The sequence below is a fragment of the Coleofasciculus sp. E1-EBD-02 genome (assembly GCF_040218245.1).
GTDB lineage: Bacteria > Cyanobacteriota > Cyanobacteriia > Cyanobacteriales > Coleofasciculaceae > Coleofasciculus.
Map to the genome: position 1 here is coordinate 1 of NZ_JAVJQN010000057.1, position 21,804 is coordinate 21,804.

General features: G+C 43.3%; 15 protein-coding genes. 8 read left to right on the top strand and 7 right to left on the bottom strand.

Annotated features, from left to right (window positions below):
• Positions 1–982: M10 family metallopeptidase C-terminal domain-containing protein (locus tag RIC07_RS09690; RefSeq protein WP_446394331.1), on the top strand; the 982-nt coding region annotated here is incomplete at its 5' end.
• A 234-nt stretch (positions 983–1,216) separates the two neighbouring features.
• Entirely contained in the window at positions 1,217–5,548 is a 4,332-nt protein-coding gene (locus tag RIC07_RS09695) for an amino acid adenylation domain-containing protein (protein WP_446394332.1), read from the top strand.
• A 237-nt stretch (positions 5,549–5,785) separates the two neighbouring features.
• Here RIC07_RS09695 and RIC07_RS09700 read toward each other — a convergent pair whose 3' ends face one another.
• The 5 genes from RIC07_RS09700 to RIC07_RS09720 all read right to left on the bottom strand — a co-directional run bounded on the left by RIC07_RS09700 (position 5,786) and on the right by RIC07_RS09720 (position 10,913).
• Positions 5,786–6,547, bottom strand: a complete 762-nt coding sequence (locus RIC07_RS09700; protein WP_446394333.1) for a DUF4276 family protein — start codon at positions 6,545–6,547, stop codon at positions 5,786–5,788.
• Complete coding sequence (locus tag RIC07_RS09705) at positions 6,547–7,737, bottom strand: AAA family ATPase (RefSeq protein ID WP_446394334.1); 1,191 nt, start codon at positions 7,735–7,737, stop codon at positions 6,547–6,549. The genes RIC07_RS09700 and RIC07_RS09705 overlap by 1 nt, the downstream gene beginning before the upstream one ends.
• Positions 7,738–7,790: 53 nt before the next feature.
• Positions 7,791–8,894: an ABC transporter ATP-binding protein gene (locus tag RIC07_RS09710; protein WP_446394335.1), complete on the bottom strand. Its 1,104-nt coding sequence runs from the start codon at positions 8,892–8,894 to the stop codon at positions 7,791–7,793.
• A gap of 142 nt (positions 8,895–9,036) precedes the next feature.
• On the bottom strand, positions 9,037–9,939 hold the full coding sequence (locus tag RIC07_RS09715; RefSeq protein WP_446394336.1) for a carbohydrate ABC transporter permease: 903 nt from the start codon (positions 9,937–9,939) through the stop codon (positions 9,037–9,039).
• A complete protein-coding gene (locus tag RIC07_RS09720) occupies positions 9,936–10,913 on the bottom strand; it encodes a carbohydrate ABC transporter permease (protein WP_446394337.1) in 978 nt (325 codons plus the stop codon). The genes RIC07_RS09715 and RIC07_RS09720 overlap by 4 nt, the downstream gene beginning before the upstream one ends.
• A 381-nt stretch (positions 10,914–11,294) precedes the next feature.
• Here RIC07_RS09720 and RIC07_RS09725 point away from each other — a divergent pair, with 381 nt between their 5' ends.
• From RIC07_RS09725 to pyk, 4 genes are all read left to right on the top strand, one after another.
• Positions 11,295–11,612, top strand: coding sequence for a hypothetical protein (locus RIC07_RS09725; protein ID WP_446383844.1), 318 nt, complete (start codon positions 11,295–11,297; stop codon positions 11,610–11,612).
• Positions 11,609–11,977 (top strand): aspartyl protease, encoded by a 369-nt coding sequence (locus RIC07_RS09730; protein WP_446394338.1) that lies wholly within the window; start codon positions 11,609–11,611, stop codon positions 11,975–11,977. Before RIC07_RS09725 ends, RIC07_RS09730 begins: the two co-directional genes overlap by 4 nt.
• A 375-nt stretch (positions 11,978–12,352) precedes the next feature.
• On the top strand, positions 12,353–13,633 hold the full coding sequence (locus tag RIC07_RS09735; RefSeq protein ID WP_446394339.1) for a M16 family metallopeptidase: 1,281 nt from the start codon (positions 12,353–12,355) through the stop codon (positions 13,631–13,633).
• Between the two features lie 76 nt (positions 13,634–13,709).
• Positions 13,710–15,143 carry a pyruvate kinase gene (gene pyk / locus RIC07_RS09740; RefSeq protein WP_446394340.1) on the top strand — a complete coding sequence of 478 codons (1,434 nt, stop codon included), beginning with the start codon at positions 13,710–13,712 and terminating at the stop codon, positions 15,141–15,143.
• A gap of 490 nt (positions 15,144–15,633) precedes the next feature.
• Here pyk and RIC07_RS09745 read toward each other — a convergent pair whose 3' ends face one another.
• Entirely contained in the window at positions 15,634–16,038 is a 405-nt protein-coding gene (locus tag RIC07_RS09745) for a DUF6335 family protein (protein WP_446394341.1), read from the bottom strand.
• A gap of 236 nt (positions 16,039–16,274) precedes the next feature.
• On the opposite strand from RIC07_RS09745, the gene RIC07_RS09750 reads away from it, so the two are divergent.
• Together RIC07_RS09750 and RIC07_RS09755 are read left to right on the top strand one after the other, a co-directional pair.
• Entirely contained in the window at positions 16,275–17,369 is a 1,095-nt protein-coding gene (locus RIC07_RS09750; protein ID WP_446394342.1) for a DJ-1/PfpI/YhbO family deglycase/protease, read from the top strand.
• On the top strand, positions 17,359–17,556 hold the full coding sequence (locus RIC07_RS09755; protein WP_446394343.1) for a hypothetical protein: 198 nt from the start codon (positions 17,359–17,361) through the stop codon (positions 17,554–17,556). Before RIC07_RS09750 ends, RIC07_RS09755 begins: the two co-directional genes overlap by 11 nt.
• A gap of 157 nt (positions 17,557–17,713) precedes the next feature.
• Here RIC07_RS09755 and RIC07_RS09760 read toward each other — a convergent pair whose 3' ends face one another.
• Positions 17,714–21,634, bottom strand: coding sequence for a two-component regulator propeller domain-containing protein (locus RIC07_RS09760; RefSeq protein WP_446394344.1), 3,921 nt, complete (start codon positions 21,632–21,634; stop codon positions 17,714–17,716).
• Positions 21,635–21,804 lie beyond the last annotated feature (170 nt).

Sequence of the window (21,804 nt, forward strand, 5' to 3'; positions counted from 1 at the left end):
TTCTGCCTACACCCACGGCAGCAATGACTCCTTTAAGCTGAAGAAACTGGATGTTTCCGTCACCGAAACCAGTTTTGGGGAATATCAAAATGTGGCGACAGTTCAAGCCGATACCGTCAGCGACAGTGATACCAGTGGCTACGTGAATCCTACTGATACCGCTTCCACATCAGCACATATCCTGATTGAAGCTGAGGATATGCACCTAAATGATTACCAAACTGAGCATGAGAACTTCGCTTCTGGTGGCGAACTGATTAAGCTGTCTGATCATAGTGGTTATGCCAGTACCACCTTTGATGGTGAAACCGGAACTTATAATGTGATTGTCGGTTATTACGACGAAAACGATGGTCAAGCTGATGCCAAAGTGAAAATTGGTGGCGATGTTCTAGACTATTGGACATTTGACCAAGACTTAGCCTCTCATCTGGCTTCGCCTGACAACTTTGTCACCCGCCAAGTGGGGAATGATGTTCACATCGAAAACGGTGACACCATCAAGTTATTCGGGTGGGAAGATGGCAATGAGTATGCCCGATTTGACTATATCAAGTTGGTCAATACAGATGCAGCGACGAACGCAGCCGCAGCGGATGAAATTACCGGAACATCTGGTGTTGATGAACTGGTGGGTACGGATGCTGATGAGACGCTGGTGGGTTACGCTAGCTGGGATCTTTTAACCGGAGGTGGCGGTGCTGACAAATTTGTCTTCACCAGTCTCAACGATCGCCGTGATCAGATTACTGACTTTGAAGTCGGTGCTGATGTCATTGATGTGAGTCAAGTTCTTGATGCAATTGGCTATGTCGGCAATGATCCGATCAGCGATGGTTATGTACAACTTGGCTCCAATTCCTACGGTGCAGTTGTCAGCGTTGATCAAGATGGTTTTGGTGATGATTATGATCCGGTAGCTCTAGTTGAGATGGCAAATGCTAATGTCAACAGCTTGTCTGCTAGCCACTTCATTTTCTAATTCCTAGGGGATAGGGAATGCTTGTCCTGAACCAATGACATGGGTGAGGCAAGGCTAATGCTTTGTCTTACCTATTCCGATCAAACGCTATCGGAATGATCAAATTGACTAGCCTACCATTTTTGAGTAAAATTAAAGCAATAGCTATTACGAACCAGGTTTAAACTCAAGTTATTTATGTCAAACAAATGCGAAAAAACTTGAGTTTTAACGCACTATATCAATGAAATAAAAATGAATAGTCCACTCTCACTACCTGAATTTAAACACCATAAATTGCTGCAAAAATGGACAACCACACAAACGGACTATCCTTACAATTCTACCATTCATGACTTATTTCAACGCCAAGCAGCAAAAAGTCCTGATGCCATTGCGATCGCGTACCAGAATCAGCAGCTTACCTACCAGGAACTTGAGCAACAATCTAATCAACTTGCCCAGTATTTACAAAGTCTTGGCGTAACCACAGAAACCCTAGTTAGCTTTTATTTAGAACGTTCTCCAGAATTAATTATTACAATCTTAGCCATTCTCAAAGCAGGTGGCGCTTATTTACCCTTAGAACCCTCCACCCCACCCCAGCGGTTAAACACAATCTTAGCGGATGCCCAAGCCCCTATTTTAATTACACAAAAAAATAAATTAACCGCTCTGCCAAAACTCCCAGACTCCCTGCATCTCCTATGTCTGGACGATTATTTCAATTCAACAACATCTTCTCCTCCTGTTCCACCAACCCATCACGTTAATAGTCACAATTTAGCTTATGTGATGTACACATCCGGTTCCACGGGTAAACCAAAAGGCGTTTGTGTACCCCATCGCGGCGTAGTTCGGCTGGTCAAAAATACCAATTATGCCCACTTTGGTGCCGATGAAGTCGTGTTACAACTAGCTTCTATCGCCTTTGATGCGGCAACCTTTGAAATTTGGGGAGCTTTACTCAATGGCGGTAAACTGGTTTTGATGCCCGCGAAGATACCCTCTTTGCAAGAAATTGGTACTGCTATTCAACAACACAAAATCACCACATTATGGTTAACCGCTGGCTTATTTCATTTAATGGTTGAGGAACAGATAGAAGCCCTTAAACCCTTACGGAAACTCTTAGCAGGTGGTGATGTTTTATCAGTTCCCCATGTCAAAAAAGTCTTAACTGAGTTACCCGATTGTCAATTAATTAATGGGTACGGTCCCACTGAAAACACCACCTTTACCTGTTGTCATCAAATTACACTTGAGGACACCACAAAACCCTCTATTCCTATCGGGCGTCCCATTGCCAATACCCAAGTCTATATTCTCAATCCTAAGTTACAACCCGTTCCCATTGGTCATCCCGGAGAATTATATATTGGTGGCGATGGATTAGCCCGGGGTTATCTGAATCAACCGGATTTAACCCAAAAGCGGTTTATACCTAATCCCTTTAGTCAGGAGTCAAATTCTCGTCTATATAAAACAGGAGACAAGGTGCGTTGGCGAGACGATGGCGTAATTGAGTTTTTAGGACGATTTGATTTCCAAGTTAAAATTCGGGGATTTCGTGTTGAACTAGCAGAAATTGAAGCCGTTTTACAAGACTATCCGAACGTACAAACTGTTGTGGTTTTAGCCAGGGAAGATACACCTGGGGATAAACGTTTAGTGGCGTATCTTGTCCCCGAAGAGCATCATCAAACCTTAGATTCGGATCACATCAAATCTTTTCTGCTCAAAAAACTGCCCAGTTATATGATCCCCTCAGCCTTTATTGTCTTAGAGCAATTTCCGCTGAATATTAATGGCAAAGTTGATCGACAAGCGTTACCGAAACCTGATCAGAATTTAGGGTCAAATCGCCAATTAGTCAAGCCTTGTAACCCAACAGAACATCAGATTGCAGCGATATGGCAAGAAATTTTAGGCTTTGAAGTGGGTGTTCATGAAACCTTTACTGAGTTAGGCGGAAATTCTTTACAAGCGACTCGCATTTTGTCTCGGATTCGAGATGCATTTGGCGTGGATATTCCGGTATCAGCGATGCTGCAAAACGGTGAATCCTCTGCAGCAACTGTTGCCAGTTTAGCTGAATATGTGACGCATCGCGCTATCCAGGAGGATGTGAGTGAAATTAATCCGTTAAAGCCAATTAATCATGGTCATGATTTACCCTTAACTGTTTACCAAGAAAGAATCTGGTTATTGGCACAACGCGCCGAACAACACCCCATCTACAACTTACCCATGGTGTTCCGTCTTCAGGGGACGCTGAATATTACACTATTGGAAAAAGCGATTAATCAGGTGATCAAACGCCATGAATCTCTACGCACTATTTTTTCGGTGGTGAATGGATTACCCAGACAACACATTCTCCCTGAACTCAAGATTAAGATTGCTGTTGTAGATGTGAACACTGAACAGTTGAGTCAAGCCGAGGAAGAACAACATATTCAAACCTTAATTAATCAAGAAGCCAGCCACGCCTTTAATCTGCAAGCCGATCCTCTGATTCGGGTTAAATTATTCCAATTGCGAACAGATGATTCTATTTTAATGATGACTTGCCATCACATTATCAGTGATGGTTGGTCGTTGGGCGTCTTATTAAATGAAATTTCGCTATTCTATACTCATTTTGTCCAAAGACGTCAATTAGACTTACCAGAAATTAAGGTGAATTATGGTGATTTCACCCTATGGCATCAACAACGACAACGAGACACTGAAACCGCACTCCTCAACTATTGGACGAATCAACTTACGGGTGTTTTACCTTTGTTAAACTTACCCACAGATCATCCTCGTCCTGCTAGACAAACATTTAAAGGAACGATTCAATATTTTCACATTAACCAAGACGTCAGGAATCAAATTGAGGCGTTCAGTCAAGCTCATGGCGCTACCCTATTTATGGTGCTAATCGCTGTGTTCCAAATTTTACTTCATCGTTATAGTCATCAAGACGATATTGTGATTGGCTCTCCAATTGCTAGCCGCAACTATAGCAGCTTAGAAAATTTAGTTGGTTGCTTTGCCAATATTATTCCGTTAAGGACTCAGATCAATAACAATCCGTCTTTCCGGGAATTCCTGGCACAGGTCAAAAAGGTATCATTAGAGGGGTATACCTATCTAGATTTTCCGGCGGAGAAGGTGTTATCAAACTTTAAATATAAACGAAATCTTAGTTATTATCCCTGGTTTCAGGTGGTTTTCATTTTGCTGAATGTTCCTCAGCGTGATCTTGAATTACCTGGACTTAAAATTACTGATAAAAGGTTCAATAAAGGAGCGGCGATTTGCGATTTGGTTTTTTTAGTTGAGCCGAAAGCGCAAGGATTAAAATGCTCAATTGAATATAATACGGCTCTGTATAACGATCAGACAATTACTCGTTTGATTGGACATTTTCAACAATTACTCCAGGAAATTATTACCCATCCCGAACAACCGATTAAACAGTTGCCTCTGTTAACCGAAGCTGAAGCAAGTCAACTATTACCAAGTCCAAGTGCTGACGAAGCGTTATCTGTACCCAATACTGCTGGCAGCAAACATCAGTTTGTTGAACCGCGCAATGAATTAGAACGGCAACTCCAGAACATCTGGGAAACTGTTTTTCATCTTAAACCTATTGGTATTCGTGATAACTTCTTTGAATTAGGCGGGCATTCTTTGCTCGGACTACGACTATTTAGTAAAATTCAACAACAGACAGGTCAAGATCTTCCGGTGACGACAGTATTTGAAGCCCCAACGATTGAAGAATTAGCTAAGATATTACAGACGGAACAAGAGATTGTTCCTGAATCCTCAGTTGTTACAATTAACCCCAACGGAAATAAACCGCCTTTATTTTTTGTTAATTCGATCAACTATGCCTGGAAGCTTAGCTCATATTTTCCCAAAGATCAACCCGTTTATTGTGTTAATATTTTTGAAGTTATTGACTATTTGACACAAAATTTTTCTCAATTTACGCTCAACGATATTGCTCAGAAGTTTATCGAAGACATGCGCCAAATTCAACCTCAAGGTCCTTATTCTTTAGTGGCATATTGTAATGATTCTTATTTAGCCTTTGAAATTGCTCAACAACTTTATGATCAAGGTGATCAGGTAAATTTCTTAGGGTTAATTGATGCGATATGGGGAATTGAGCAAGTTGGGTTCAATTTTCACTATCAGAATTTGCGTGAATTAGGATTAAGTTATTTGTTTCAGAAAATCAGATATCAAAGAAAATTATTTTGTTTAATTGAGAGGATACGATTGAATCTCAAAAAAGCTCTAAGTAAATTATATTCACGTTTAGACACGCCCATACCGCGTCGGCTAAAAGCAAACGAGGTTCTGGAACAGTTTAGACAAGCGACGAATAATTACATACCCCAAGCCTATCCAGGTAAAATCAATCTCTTTATTTCCAGTGAGTTAAGAAACTTGAGCCATGAAATGTTTAGCAATTTAGCTAGGGCAGGTTTAGACGTTCAAGAGATTCCAGGATATCATAATAGTTTTTTGCAGTCACCTCAAATTGAACGACTTGCCGAAAAATTGCAAACGTATTTAACCTGAATGATACTGACGCATAAGCTGGTGGACAATCCCCACCCTACGGTAGATCAAGGGTTTCGGTGATATGGATGATCCAGAATTCATTGTAGGGGTATCCCCCTGGCATCAATTACAGCACTTTTGGTAGTAAGTTAGGTACACAGACAGATCCCCGACTTCTTGGAGAAGTCGGGGATCTTGCTTAGAATCCCTCCAGTGGAGTTGGGTCGCCCTTTACTCAATCGGGGATATTAGGGTTCATTGATCAGTATAATCGAGTTGCGATCGCGTGATATCAAATAATTTCCCATTAAGAAGTTGATACTGATCACTCAACGGTTGTCCCATACATAAAACAGACCATTTGAATAGAGTTCTTAGAGATTTACAGGTATCCGGACAAGACAAAACATGTTCGACATTAAGTCGCTGAAGTATCTTCCCGCCATGTTCCTTTTCCTTGAAATTAGGATATAGGTTTCCGAGATAATTTTTAGGATGACGAATATCTTCCACATCCCCTTGATAATCAGCTAAAGATGTTCCTAGGACGGCGTTAATGGCATTGGCATCAGCTAAATAGTAAGCTTCTAGCATATTCACCAAAAAATGAACAGAAGCGTGAGTTCTTTGGGTCGCCGGAAGCGTATCAAGGATTTCTCGGTATCGCTCAAAAACCTGTTGTGCTTGTTGCCTACGATCATGCTCTAGGTCATCCACCATGATGACATAAGTATCTGGTCTGTTTAAATGTTTTCTCGCTTCCCAGGCAATTTGTTGAATATATTTATCCGGAATTCCCTTATTCGTTCCAGTAGCTTTAAGTTTTTTCTTCTTTTTCTGTGAATAGTCGGGCGGAAGTTGAGGAACACGGCGCAGGACTTTAAACGTACACCAACCCGATTCCATTAGAGATTTAAATAATTTAGGCAGATGTTCGGCTTCTGTTTCGCCTGTAACCAGCAATCCGAATTGAAAATAATGATATTTTTGACTATCCGTATTAGTTCTACTACTCATCACCTCTCCTCCTCAAATGGAGACTTACTTTGAGGTGCAATCATCTCAGCCATATACAGCGAACCCGTAGCATAGTCTTCTAGCAAATCTTGGATAGCTTCTATCTCACTGACCCGTTTGATCACCGTTTTTCCTTGCCCGTCAAGTTCCGCTGCTAATATATTAGTTGGCTCAAACTGACTGATCAAAACAGGAGAATGCGTCGCTATAAAAACCTGCTTATTCCATTCTTTGGTCGCCAGTTTCACCGCTTTAGCTAAAACCGCTAATGCCCAAGGATGAAGGGATAGTTCCGGTTCATCGAGTAAAATTAATGAATATCGGTTTGACCCTTCAGAAAACAAAGCGGTGAGATTAATCAGCATCTGAAGATGACCATCGGATACCCCTGATGCTCGAATTAAACCTTGACGCCTTTCATCTAAAAAATTCGTATAAACTGTATATCGACCTGTTTGCTCAAAGGCTAAACCATTGAACGACGGAAAACTTTCTTTCATGAAATGAATTATCGTGTCATATCGGTCATCAACCACTCGCCGATCATGTAAATTTCGCAAGACTGACCATAAATTTTCACACCGATCCTGTAATCTATCACCATAATCTGATTCCGAACCCAATCGTTTCAGTTTAAATAGGGACGCAGAACGGGAGTCATAGCGACAGACAAGGCGCAGTAAGTTTTCAATATCAGCCGCCGCTGATGCACTATCTTCCCAGTCTACATACCGCGTTAAAGCCAGTTTTTCGGGATCTTTGAGAGAAATGTATTGGGATTGTCCTCGCCCCACCTGATAAAAAGACGCTTTATCACTTCCTATTTTGCGGTCAATTAAACAAATATTGTCATCAGTTGTATACAACTGTTCTCCGACAAAGGGTTCTATCCTCCCCGATGAATAACCAAACGTAATTTGATAGGTAGCGGATTGAGTTTGAATAGTAATCGATATCGTTTCTCCATCCTCAGCACCATCCCACAGTAAACCAATTCCATGATCTCTATCAGAAGCCGCTAAGGACACTCCCCGAATTGCACAGTCTCGAACAAACCAGATTGTATCGAGAAACGTTGATTTTCCTGATCCATTGGGTCCAAATAAAACATTGAGGGGATTGGTGGTAATGGGAACATTCGCCAGACAGCGAAAATTGTTGATTTGGAGATTGACCAATGGATTAGACATAATCAGTTTTTGCCTCTATACAGACGTTCCACCCTGTTCAAGGGAACCGAGAATCAGGTAATCGCTTGTTGGCTGTGCTTGTCAAACAGGTGAAACTGAGACCGATCAAACACCACACTAATTGATTGTCCCACACTCATGCGCGATCGCGGATCGACTCTGGCGATAAATTCGTGATTGCTTGGCGTCGTCAAATAGACAATGATTTCATTCCCCATCATTTCCGTAACGGATACTGTCGCTTTGATAGAAGCTGGACGAATATCTGGGGGAATATAGTCAGGATCATGAATATTTTCCGGGCGAATGCCAAAGATAACCTCTTCTCCTGAATAATGTTGATAAAATAGGGCTTTTTCTGAAGGTATATGGATTTCAAATGAATCTGTTTTTACATACAGATTATCATCTTTACTAATTAATTGAGCCTCAAAAAAATTCATCGCTGGGGAGCCAATAAAACCCGCGACAAAGACATTATTCGGATAATTGTACAGCTTTTCTGGGGTATCAATTTGCTGCAAGACACCATGATTCATCACCGCAATCCGACTTCCCATGGTCATTGCTTCCACTTGATCATGGGTAACATAAATAAACGTAGTGCCTAATTCGTTATGCAATTTATTAATTTCTGCCCGCGCCTGTACCCGTAATTTCGCATCTAAATTGGATAAGGGTTCATCCATTAAAAATACAGCCGGATTGCGAACAATAGCGCGACCTACCGCCACTCGCTGGCGCTGTCCTCCGGAGAGTTCTTTGGGTTTGCGGTACAGTAAATGGTCAATTCCTAATTGCTTGGCGGCACTTTCAACACGGGTTTTAATTTCGCCTTTCCGCTTCCCTTGTAACTCCAGGCTAAATGCCATATTTTCATAGACAGACATGTGAGGATACAGGGCGTAAGATTGGAAAACCATGGCAATATCCCGGTCTTTGGGTGGAATCTCATTGACTCGCTTATCGCCAATATAAATACTGCCTTGGGTAATATCCTCAAGTCCCGCCAGCATCCGTAGGGAGGTGGTTTTTCCGCAGCCAGAGGGACCGACAAAGACGAGAAATTCACCATCGTCAATGGTCAGATTTAAATCATTGACCGCGATAAAATCATCAAACTTTTTATTGACGCCTTCAAAAACAACACTAGCCATTTTAGAACCTGAATTGGTATGGTAATTTAGCTGTAGAGACCCCAAGTGTAAGTAGGTGGACTTTCATTAAAGCAAGCTACGTCATACTCGCGCAAGCGAAACTAACAAAGGACAAATGACAAAGGACAAATGACAAATAACATTACCCTTTAACCGAACCTGCCAAAATCCCCCGGACAAAATACCGTTGTAGGGCAAAAAACACAATTAGGGGTATAATCATGGTGACAAATGCCCCGGCTGTCAGTAAATGCCATGCTTCGCCGCGAGAACCCACCAACGTAGTTAAGCGCATGGTTAACGGGGCGACATCCGGTGTTCCGCCCAGATAGACTAAGGCGACTAATAAATCATTCCATACCCATAAAAATTGAAACACGGCAAAGGATGCGATCGCGGGTAGGGAAAGGGGTACAATTAAGCGTGTAAATGTGGTCAAATGCGACGCCCCATCTACCGCCGCCGCTTCGATTAAATCTTTGGGTAGGGAACCGATATAATTCCGGAGTAAATAAATCCCCAACGGCATCCCATACCCCGTATGGGCTAACCATACACCTAAAAAGGAACCCGATAATCCCAAATGATTATAGGATCGCAATACCGGAATTAGCGTCATCTGTAAGGGAACAACCAGCAACGCCACGACTAAAATAAATAACAACTGACGCCCTGGAAACTGCATCCAAGAAAATGCATAAGCGGCAAACGTGGCGATAGCGATGGGAATAACTGTCGCGGGAATGGCAATGGTAAAGCTATTTAGAAACGCTTGTCCCATTCCTTCCGCCGTCAAAACATCGATATAATTCCCTAACTGATATTGGGTAAAATCAAAGGGATGTTGAAATACCATCCACCAGCCACTTTCTAACAAATCATCTTTCGGGCGTAGGGAACTAATCAATAAGCCAACGGTGGGTAATGTCCAAATTAAGGAAATGACGATTAAACTTAGATGAACCGGAAGGCTATTAAAGGCATTTTGTAACTGATGAGACAGATGTTTCACAGGATTCGATTTACGGCGACGTTTAGATTTCATCGGCTTGTTTCTTGCTGACGGAAGCGGCGGATATTCACGACCATGATTGGTATAATTACCAGTAATAAGATAACCGCGATCGCACTCCCCCTGCCATAGTCGCGATAGTTAAACATTTCTTTAATCATCCGCGAAGCAATCACTTCGGTGCCTTGATTCCCCGCCGTCATCACAAAGACAATATCAAACACCTTAAGCACCATAATCACCACCGTCGTTGTTACCACGGCTAGGGTGGAACGAATCATCGGGATGGTAATCCGCCAGAAAATTTTCACCTCACTCGCGCCATCCATGCGGGCGGCTTCGATAATATCTGTGGGAATCCCTTTAACGGCGGCGGAAAGCAACACCAGACAGAAACCCGTTTGCAGCCAAATCATAATCGCAATCAGGGCAAAATTGTTAATCGAACGTTCCACTAACCACCCCACAGGTTCAAATCCCAGGCTAGTCACGATACCATTAAGTAAGCCAATTTGCGCTGATCCGGCTGGGCGAAAGGCATAAACAAACCGCCAAATCACACTTGCGCCGACAAAAGAAATTGCCATGGGTAGAAATATTAAGGATTTGGCGAGGGGTTCATAGCGTACTTTATCCATGAGTACCGCCAGAATCAAGCCAAACCCAACACTAAACCCCGTCACCAGAACCAGCCATAACAGGTTATTGCGAAACGCCACCAGCATCGCCTCACTGGTAAACGCAAACTGATAATTCTCCAAGCCGACAAAATTTTGCGATCGCCGATCCAGAAAACTGATGTAAATTGTATTCAGCGTCGGTAGAATTAAGTACGCCGTCAGCACCAGCAGGGCGGGGGCGAGATAAATCCAAGGTAGAATTCGCGATCGCCATTTATGAGGTAAGGTGTTGGCTAGGTAATTCATGGCATAAAATACGCCAAGTACACCGCCACAGCCAATAATTACGGCGATAATTACACTGAGAATTTTACTAAAAACTGACATAAGGTTTTACTTTGACTGGAGGAAACCAATACCGATCAATCCTGTTGCCATCATCTATAATAATCGTTCTCTCCTATCTGTCTGTGCTAAGTAGGGTGACTTAAAGAGCGGGACATTCACCCTAGTGGCTTGACACAGCTAAAATAGGGTTTTGTTTGTAGTAAGCACTTTAGTGCTATAACGCTTAGCTGGAGAGGGCTGAAGCCCTCACTACGAACCAATTCTAATTCATCAACTAAGGTGTGCCACGCCACTAGCTTGCAAGCCTAGTAGTTAAAAAGTCGTCATGCACTAGCTGTGCTAAAGCGGGGACTGTCAATTCGGCTGGTTTACAGTGTTGTAAAATAGTCGTATTCTCGCTATCCTCTAAGCATTAAACCGATGACTCGCACCAAATCCGTTCGTCCTCGTCGTCAAGGCAGACTATTTCCGGAATATACTATACCCCCAGAGGAGTTAGCCAAACGGGAAGCGGAAAAAAATGCCCGGATAAAGCGCTATCGAGAGATTTTCGCTCAAGTCAGCCCTCAACTCATCCCAGATCATTACAACTGGTTTATGATTATTGAACCAAACAGTGGGGATTATTTTATTGATCCGGAAGAAGACGTAGCGATGCAAAAAGCGCGTCAAAAATACCCAAGCGGTATGGTGGGAATTATGCGCCTTAACGAAACCGGAACTTGTGGCAAGATATGATTTCAGGCAAGTTTGGTGAGATTGGTGAACTGATCTTTGAAATTGATTTAGTTGGCGCTGATGCAGAACGATACCCCATTGATGTGTTACTAGATACAGGCTTTACAACGGGCTATTTAGCGCTTGATGCTCAAGATGTCCAAAGCTTGGGTTGGTCGATGATTGAAGGTGAACGTGCGATGCGAATGGTACAAGGGGAGGATTTTTTTGATGTATATGAGGGCAGGGTTTTCCTGGATGAAAGGGAATATATTATTCCAGTGTTAGCTGGATCAGGTATATCCGAACCGCTACTCGGTTTACAGTGGTTGAAAATGCTACCATTGGCGGTGAATTTTGCAGCCGGAATGTTGACGCTGGGGTAAATGGCGAAACGCGATCGCATGGCTTAGAGTAATTCGGATATCCTAGGGAAGAATACCCCCTAAGCCGGCATTTCTCGCGATTGCCATCAAATTTAACCGTAACAAATTTAACCGTAAATTCCCCTGAATCAACGCCAACTGCTGTTTCCGCCAATGCAGAAAACAGCGATAATAATTAATACAAAATCCGGATTAGCCACCCTCGTTATAACCCAGTCCGCGCAGGCGGACTACCCTTCGGGAAGGCTTCGCATACATTGGTGTAGCAGCGATTTCAATCGCCTCCTCTGGCATTCCCTAGGATATGCCGGGGGAATCTGACAAACCCATTAATATAGAGAGACATGGCACAACTGCAAAGCAAGCGAGTAACTGATGACTTCAACTCTGCTCAAAACTCCACCTCTAAATGCCCCAACTATTGAGACATTACCAAATGGTCTAACCATTGTGGCAGAGCAGATGCCTGTCGATGCGGTTAACCTGAATGTCTGGGTGAATGTGGGTTCCGCCGTTGAACCTGACCCGATTAACGGTATGGCGCATTTTCTCGAACACATGGTCTTTAAGGGAACACCACGCCTGAACAGTGGCGAGTTTGAGCGGCTGATTGAAGAATGTGGTGCGGTGACGAATGCGGCAACCAGTCATGATTATACCCACTACTATATCACCACAGCACCGAAGGATTTTGCTCAACTCGCGCCCTTGCAACTGGATGTGGTGTTAAATCCCCTGATTCCCGATGACGCCTTTGAACGGGAACGGCTAGTGGTGTTAGAAGAAATTCGGCGTTCGGAAGATAGTCCCCGTCGCCGCACCTTTCGGCGGGCGTTAGAAACCAGCTTTGATTACCTCCCCTACCGTCGCCCGGTACTTGGACCCACCTCTGTGATTGAAACCTTAACTTCTCAGCAGATGCGGGACTTTCACAGCACCTGGTATCAACCCAAGACGATGACAGCCGTTGCGGTGGGCAATTTACCCGTGGAGGAGTTGATTGAAACAGTGGCGCAGGGATTTGCTCAAGCTGGGGTTAAGGGTGACTCTGAGTATACCTCCCGTCTCACCTATAAGCCAGAAGCGCCGTTTACGGATATTGTGCGCCGAGAGTACGTAGACTCGACATTACAGCAGGCGCGATTGGTCATGCTTTGGCGAGTACCGGGATTAAAACAATTGGAGAGTACCTATGCATTAGATGTTTTAGCCGCTATCTTAGGACAGGGGCGGATGTCGCGGTTGGTGCGAGATTTGCGCGAAGACCGTAAACTGGTGACTCATATTGGGGTGAGTAATATGACTCAGCAGCTACAGGGGATATTTTATATTTCCGCCCAGCTTCCCACAGAGAACTTGGACATTGTGGAAGCAGCGATTGGGGAACATATTCGTCAGCTACAAACGGAATCTGTCGCGGCGACGGACATTGCCCGAATTCGTACCCAGGTGGCGAATCGCTTTACCTTTAGTAATGAGAAACCGAGCGATCGCACCAGTCAATATGGGTATTATCACTCGCAATTAGGGGATTTAACCCCAGCCTTAAATTATCCGGCTCGCATTCAAGCGGTCAAGGCTCACGATATTCAACAGGCTGCTCAGGATTATCTGGCAACGGATGCCTATGGTATTGTGACGATGAAACCAGCGTAAATAGACGGGACGAGATAAATAAGATAATAGGGCACGGCAATGCCGTGCCCCTACTACAATTTAGGGATAATTGATAATGAAACCTCTAAGCAATCGCACTAAAATTGTTGCTACCATTGGTCCTGCGAGTAATTCACCAGACATTCTCAAGCAAATGGTGCAAGTGGGCATGAATGTGGCACGGTTGAACTTCTCTCATGGTAGCTACGATGACCATGCTCATACCATTTCCTTGCTACGTTCTATTGAAGAGGAATTAGATACACCGATTACGTTACTCCAAGACTTACAAGGACCAAAAATTCGAGTCGGGAAACTGCCCGATGCAGGACTTAACTTAGTTCAAGGAGAATCCATTTCCTTAGTTCCCGTTTCTGAATTCAATCATCAACCGAAAACGGTGGCTATCGACTATCCCCACCTAGCTCAAGAAGCGGAACCCGGAGTGCAGATTCTCCTGGATGATGGACTCTTAGAACTGCGGGTTGAGGACATTGACGGTAATACCGTTAAATGTCAAGTTGTCGAAGGGGGGATACTCAAAAGCCGTAAAGGGGTTAACCTGCCCGGATTGAGCCTAAATCGCCTACCCTCGATGACGGACAAAGACCAACAAGATTTAGAATTTGGCATTGCTCAAGGGGTTGACTGGGTGTCCTTAAGCTTTGTTCGGTCTGCCGAAGATATTCGTACTCTCAAAGGATTTCTCCAGCAACACAATGCCTCATCCCTACCTGTGATTGCCAAAATCGAAAAACCTCAAGCGATCGCGAACTTAGAAGCCATTATCAATGAGAGTGATGGAATCATGGTAGCACGGGGCGATTTGGGTGTGGAAATGAGTCCGGAAAAAGTGCCGTTTCTGCAAAAGAAAATTATTCGGATATGTAACCAAAAAGGGATTCCAGTAATCACAGCCACCCAAATGCTCGATAGTATGATTAATAATTCCCGTCCAACTCGTGCTGAAGCCAGTGATGTGGCGAATGCAATTATCGATGGCACGGATGCGGTGATGCTTTCTGGGGAGTCAGCCGTGGGAAAATATCCACTTAAAGCCGTGACCATGCTAGCCCGTATTGCTACGGATGTGGAACCGGAAATTAAGTTTGTTAATTATCCCCCAGCCGCAACCAATGAAGCCAATGCCCTCAGTGAAGCGCTCAACACGATTGATAAAATTCTGGATTTGCGCTGTATTGCTGCTTTCACCAGTACCGGTCATACTGCCAAACTAGCCGCCGCAGAGCGTCCAGGAGTTCCTGTTATTTCTCTGACGCCTAATCGGAAAGTTTACCACAATTTGAATTTGGTTTGGGGGGTAAAACCATTGTTACTCGAGCAAGAAGTTGAGTCCTTTGAAGAGTTAGTGAATCAAGCCCAAACTCAGTTACTAAAACGGAATTTGGTGGTAGCTGGAGATAAAATTTTAATTATCGCTGGGATTCCGACAAAAGTCTCCGGCGGGACTAATTTGCTCAAGATTCACACGATTAGCGCTGAATCCTAAATCTGGGTTAACTACGGTTAGCCTGTTGGGTAACGCTTACGCTCTACCCAACCTACTTACAGTTCCCTCCCCTCCCCTCCTGACAGGTGTAGGTTTTTTACTTGAGGGTGGGGACAAGACAAGGAGGACAAGGATGGAAAGAAGACAAGGGGGAAAAACCGTACAGCATTTTGTTCGGTCAAGCTAACTTCTAAAAGCCGAAACGCCCTATTTTTCGTTCTCACTCTTCCTTGTCTACGGTCGCTGAGCGAAGTCGAAGTGATGGTCTACCTGTCTACCTTGTCTTGCCTAAACCCCCATCTTAAAAAACCTACCCTTGTGAGCTCCCCTCCCCACACTATTGATTCAGCAACCCCTACTGATTAACAGTCTAGTGCAAGAAGGCAGAAATAACTGAACAGCTAATATCTCCCCCAGCTTCCCCAGCTTCCCCATCTCCCCCAGCTCCTCCACACCTCCAAAGCTGCTCACCTCTTTCCGCCGCGCTGCACTAGACGCCGTGTTCTTGATAATCTTCAGAGGACTTCGGATCTAATTCCCAGCGCTGCTCATCCCGTCGTTCGAGCTTATTGGTGACTTGCACCGGTTCTTTTTGAGCGCCTTCGACACCAACGGCTCGCTCCATCTCCTGGGTCACATTTTGCTCTGGCGTGGGCGTTAAACCGCCAACGGCTTCCTCACCGCCTACTTTTGCCTGGTAGAGGTTGGCATCAACATCGCTCGTGGTGGGTTCACCGCTTGCCATACGGTTTCTCGATTCTTCAATTAATCTACCATCAGCCGTGTCGCGATCGCTCAGTCCCTCATAAGTCGGTTCTATTTCGTTGGTTTCCTTACGTGTGTCTGATTCTGATAGGGGGTTGGACTGAGATTTGTTAATGTTTTCAGGTTGCATATTGGCTTGTATATTACTATCCGCACTCACAGCTTAGCCTTTCGCAGGCACATCAGTTTATTACCCCAGAGCGAATCCCAATTTATTTCTTTTGAGGGATGACAACTCTATGAGTCATTCCTAAGCTGAAAATGCTTATCAATACTACCTGTTTAGCCCGTAGAATTTTCGTGGCGGAAAGAATACCCCAGAAAAATTCTACCTTCGATCAAGTAATAAAGTCGTTAACAATTCCAATGATGATAACCGATAATACACCCAAAAAAGTTGCCATTCTGATTGATCAGAAGTTTGAAGATGCCGAATTTCAAATCCCTTATCAAGCGCTGCAACAAGCGGGGGCGCAGGTTGTGGTTCTGGGTTCGCGCATGAATGACACCTATCAGGGGAAACAAGGCAAAGTTTCGATTAAACCGGATGGTACAGTCACCGAAACCCGTCCAGACACCTTTGATGCCGTAATTATCCCAGGCGGGATGGCACCGGATACGATGCGAAATAACCCTAATGCCGTCCAATTTGTGCAGAAGGCGATGGAGTTGAATAAACTCGTCGCGGCGGTTTGTCATGGTCCCCAAGTGTTAATTGAAGGGGATTTACTTCAGGGCAAAAATGCTACCGGATTTCTCTCGATTCGCAAGGATATGACCAATGCTGGGGCGAACTATGTGGATGAACCCTTAGTCGTGGATGGAAATCTGATTACCTCTCGTCAACCCGGTGATTTGGCAATATTTACCACGGCAATTCTCACCCGCTTGGGGTTAGGGATTCCCGATCAAGCGTTACCCGATGAAACGGATATGACGGCTCAATGGTGGCAATTAGCCGAAGCTTGGGGGGGGAGTAGCAAGCTTGACATTGTGAATGGATTGAATACTGCCTTAGCCGGGGAACGATATGGGCGAAAAGCCTTTGAGTATTATGCCCAAAAAGCCACTGATTTAGAGTTGCGATCGCTACTGCAAGAAATCATCGAAAATAAGCAGCATCACATTATTATGCTGGAGAATCGTTTGAGAGATTTGCAGGCGTTTGAATCGATTCCGGAAGTGGCGACAGATGCTTATGCTGCTTTACAAAATTGGCTACAACCCAACGATAGTTTATCAATTTTACGCCATGCTCTCGGTGACATTCAAACGGGTGTTGTTGATGCCTATAATCTGCGGAAACAATTCACCGATCCCACCTCAACGGTGCTGTTTACTCAGATTGAAACCGAGTTGGCAGACTATGAACAGCGTTTAGCTGACCTTTATCATAATCGTCTGGGAGAACAAGAGCCGACGCCTGCTGAACCGACTACCTTAGCGGCTGTTGGCGGTTAAGTCATTGGTCATTGGTCATTGGTCATTGGTCATTTACCAAGACTTTGGTGGGGACGCGATCGCAGATCGAGGCGATGTCTCGGACATGAATCCTGCTCAAGCCTGTGTGGAAGCGACGATTAACCAATACGGGACGCTGGATATCCAGCCGGGGATCTGCGTCTGGATCACGAAAAAGAAGGGTTAAGGAATAAAGAAACCCAAACAATCCGCTAATACCGAGTTGCGCTCCTTGATCTGACCAACTATCTAAGCAAGATCCCCGACTTCTTGGAGAAGTCGGGGATCTGTCTGTGTACCTCACTTACTTGAAAAGCGTTGTAGCGTTAATTTTGTCCGACTACTTATGAATGATTCATAACCTCAAAAAACCGAATTGTGAATTGGGTTCCTTGATCTGGCTTGATGTCCAATTCTCCCTCCAACTGTTCAGTTAAAGCCTGGATTAACTGAAATCCTAATGTCTTTGGATTCTCCGGCTCAAACCCTTCAGGTAAGCCAATTCCGTTATCTTGAACCGTGAGAGTCAGTCTGCGATCGCACTCTGATTTCAGTTTGATGGTAATCACACCTGGACGGGATTCCGGAAAGGCATATTTTAAGGCATTGGACAGTAACTCATTTAGCAGTAAGCCACAGGGAATCGCCGTGTCTAGGTTGAGAGAAATCGGTTCAATGTCAATCTGCAATTCAATTACGTTGCGATTCGCGCCATAAGACTGGAATAGATATGTGGCTAAGGTTTCGATATACTCGGCAAAATCAATCTTTTCTAGAGAGGTAGATTGATACAATTGATTGTGAATCAGCGCCATAGACTTAACCCGATTCGCACTCTGTTGGAAAATATCCAAGACTTGGGGATCGGTTAACGTCTGGGACTGGAGATCCAGGAGACTGGAAATAATTTGTAAGTTATTTTTGACTCGATGGTGAACTTCTTTTAGTAGGACTATTTTTTCCCGCAGGGAGGTTTGCAGTTCAGCTTCAACCTGCTTTTGTTCCGTGATATCAATCCCCACTAAAACCGCCGCCTGACCTTGTTTGTACTTTTGCGCGATAATCAAATAATGGCGAATCGAATCCTTAATTTTTAAATCAATCACCTGAGAGGTGGTAAGTTCTGAGTTTGCCAAGAACTGGTGTACAAAATGGATATACTCTGTGCTTTTATTGTGGAAGCCAACCTCTTGACCAACAAAGTCGCTGGGAGACAAGCCCCAGAGATTTGCTGAGTACTGATTAACACCGAGATATCGCCCATCTGCACTAATCCAAGCCACACAACCGGGTACAGTATTTAAAATAACTTGCAGTTGTTCATTCGTTTGTTGTAGGGCTTCAATAAACTGCTGGCGTTCGGCTTCTAGCTGTTTGCGATGGATAATATCTTGAAAAGCAGCGATGCTATAGATAATATTGCCTTGTTCATCATAAATAGGAGTCGCTAAAATCTCCCATAAGCCTTTCTTGCCATTGTTGCGGATTTCCAAATCATCAACTTTGACTTGTTCTCCCCGTAACGCCCGACAAACTGGATAGTTTTCTGGGGGATATAACTGATCCGTTCCCGCAATATAGAATTGATAAAGATGAGAATAGTCCGTAATCGGAGCATCAGTGAGCCGTTCTACGCCCAATAGTTTAAATGCTGCTGTGTTAAAAAATACGGGTTGGATCAATTTATCAAATACTGTAATGCCGACGGGAATGGCTTCTAAAATTTGATTCAGCTTTTTCTCACTGGCACGTAGTAAACTATTTTCTCTGATGTGGGCTAGCGTTTTCCATTGAACATAGCCATAAATAGCGCCGAAGATAAGAATCCCATAAAGGGTATAAGCCCAGCCTGTTTTCCAGGGGGGCGGGATAATCGTAATCGTCACAGATGTGCCTTCTTCGTTCCAAACTCCGTCATTATTAGAACCTTTAACTCGAAAGGTGTAGGTACCGGGGTCGAGGTTTGTATAACTGGCGTAGCGTCGAGTTCCGGAGTAAATCCAATCGTGATCAAATCCTTCGAGTTTGTAGGCGTATTGGTTTTTTTCGGGATTGGTATAGTCAAGGGCGGCAAATTTAAAGCTAAAGAAGTCGTCTTTGTAAGATAATTTAATGTTTTTGGCAACGGAGATGGCGGGGTTGAGTTTGACAGTTTGATCAAAGATTCTAAAGTCGGTGATGACAATAGGGGGAATATGGGGATTATCTTTAACTTGGTCGGGATAAAATAAGTTGAAGCCATTGAGTCCGCCAAATAACATCGCACCATCTTTGGTTTTGGCGTAGGCTTTCACGCCATCGAACTCGTTTCCCTGAAGTCCATCACCGACATCGTAGTTTCTAAAGGTTTCCGCTTCGGGGTTAAATTTGGATAAGCCATTGCCTGTACTTAGCCAGAGATTTCCATTATCGTCTGCGAGGATACCGACAACGGAATTGCTGGGTAAACCGTCGTTTTCGGTGTAATGGGTAAAGGTTTCAGTGGCGATATCAAATTTATTGAGTCCGCCGCCGTAGGTGCCTAACCAGAGTGTCCCGGCTGGGTATTCATTGATTGACAATACTCGGTCATAGCTTAGGCTATTGGGGTTATTGGGGTCATGGGTGTAGCGGGTAAATTTTTCAGTTTCGCGGTCAAATTTGTTGAGTCCGCCGTTTATTGTAGCTATCCAGAGTGTCCCGGACTTGTCTTCATAGATTGAGAAAATATTGTTGTCACTCAAGCTATTTTGGTCATCTGGAGCATACATGTAATGGGTAAATTGCTCTATTTTCCGATCAAATTTATTTAATCCACCATGTAATGTACCAATCCATAACACACCAGAATGGTCTTCATAAATTGACCAAATATAGTCATCGCTTAAGCTATGGGGATTATCCTTATCGTGAGTGTAATAAGTAAATTGTCCAGTTTTTTGATCAAACTTGTTTAATCCTCCACCCCCTGTACCAATCCAGACTATGCTCGAATGATCTTCATAAATTGACCAAATCTTGTTACTACTCAAACTACTTGGGTTATCTGGTTCATGGATATAGTGGGTAAGTTGCCCAGTTTCGGAGCTAATTTTATCTAATCCACTGTTGAAAGTGCCAATCCATAACGTTCGATTTCGGTCTTCATAAACCGACGATATATGATTATCAATTAAGCTATACAGCCTAGAATATTCGTTTTGGGGATTAAAGAACTTAGGCTCTTTTGTGTCTAACTTATTAATGCCACTGAAGCCAGTGCCAATCCAAATAATTTCTGAGTCGTCTCTCAGGATGGAAACAACTGTATTTTCACTCAAGCTATTTGGATTATTCGATTCATTGGTATAATGTGTAAAAACCCCTGTTTCAGGATTAAATTTGTTGAGTGCTGTACCATATAAAGTCTTATACCAAGTACTGGTTGTCAGCCAGAGATTGCCGGATTCATCTTCAATAATTGAACTGACAATATTATCACTTAAACTATTAGAATCATTTGGGTTGTGTTTGTAATGGGTAAATTCCCCAGTTTCACGATTAAATTGATTTAGTCCTCCTCCACCAGTACCAATCCAAAGTCTACCTAACTTGTCTTCATAAATTGACAAAACAGTGTTGTTACTTAAACTATTAGAATCATTTGGGTTGTGTTTGTAATGAGTAAATTTCCCAGTTTCACGATTAAATTGATTTAGTCCTCCCCCACCAGTACCAATCCAAAGTCTACCTAACTTGTCTTCATAAATTGACAAAACAGTGTTGTTACTTAAACTATGAGGATCATTTGGGTTGTGTTTGTAATGAGTAAATTTCCCAGTTTCACGATTAAATTGATTTAGTCCTCCCCCACCAGTACCAATCCAGAGCTTATTGTAGCTGTCTTCGTAGATTGACCAGACAGAATTAGAACTTAAACTATTGGGTTTAGCAGGGTTATGGATATAGTGAGTAAACTGCTCAGTTTTGCGGTCAAATGTATTTAGTCCTCCATTATCAGTACCAACCCATACAATACCTGACTTATCTTCATAAATTGACAAAATAAAATTATCAGATAATGTCTTTAAATTGAGTTCATTGTATTTATAGATAGTAAATTTGTATCCATCATATCTACTTAGTCCATCTTGAGTCCCAAACCAAATCCAACCTTGACTATCCTGAAGTATAGCCAGAATACAACTTTGAGGCAATCCCTCCTCAACCCCAATGTGGAAAAATTCATGATTAATTTCTGTTGCATAAGCATTCGTTGGGATGTTAATTAATATTGAAATTACCAAAATTATTGTTATGATTATGCCTGGAAATAATCCTAGGGTTTTACGACTTATCTCCAAGAATAAATTAGTAATATACACACCGTATATATATACAAAATTATCATTATTCAGACAAAAATCAGAGGTTTTCGCTACCTGGTAGTAGATAATCTTAGACCAGGCAGAGAGTA

Excerpts from the sequence above, each read along its gene's own strand:
- RIC07_RS09710 (WP_446394335.1), bottom strand. The coding sequence starts at position 8,894 with ATGGCTAGTGTTGTTTTTGAAGGCGTCAATAAAAAGTTTGATGATTTT.
- RIC07_RS09745 (WP_446394341.1), bottom strand. The coding sequence starts at position 16,038 with ATGCAACCTGAAAACATTAACAAATCTCAGTCCAACCCCCTATCAGAA.
- RIC07_RS09725 (WP_446383844.1), top strand. The coding sequence starts at position 11,295 with ATGACTCGCACCAAATCCGTTCGTCCTCGTCGTCAAGGCAGACTATTT.
- RIC07_RS09695 (WP_446394332.1), top strand. The coding sequence starts at position 1,217 with ATGAATAGTCCACTCTCACTACCTGAATTTAAACACCATAAATTGCTG.
- RIC07_RS09735 (WP_446394339.1), top strand. The coding sequence starts at position 12,353 with ATGACTTCAACTCTGCTCAAAACTCCACCTCTAAATGCCCCAACTATT.
- RIC07_RS09750 (WP_446394342.1), top strand. The coding sequence starts at position 16,275 with ATGATGATAACCGATAATACACCCAAAAAAGTTGCCATTCTGATTGAT.
- RIC07_RS09700 (WP_446394333.1), bottom strand. The coding sequence starts at position 6,547 with ATGAGTAGTAGAACTAATACGGATAGTCAAAAATATCATTATTTTCAA.
- RIC07_RS09715 (WP_446394336.1), bottom strand. The coding sequence starts at position 9,939 with ATGAAATCTAAACGTCGCCGTAAATCGAATCCTGTGAAACATCTGTCT.
- RIC07_RS09705 (WP_446394334.1), bottom strand. The coding sequence starts at position 7,737 with ATGTCTAATCCATTGGTCAATCTCCAAATCAACAATTTTCGCTGTCTG.
- pyk (WP_446394340.1), top strand. The coding sequence starts at position 13,710 with ATGAAACCTCTAAGCAATCGCACTAAAATTGTTGCTACCATTGGTCCT.
- RIC07_RS09720 (WP_446394337.1), bottom strand. The coding sequence starts at position 10,913 with ATGTCAGTTTTTAGTAAAATTCTCAGTGTAATTATCGCCGTAATTATT.
- RIC07_RS09730 (WP_446394338.1), top strand. The coding sequence starts at position 11,609 with ATGATTTCAGGCAAGTTTGGTGAGATTGGTGAACTGATCTTTGAAATT.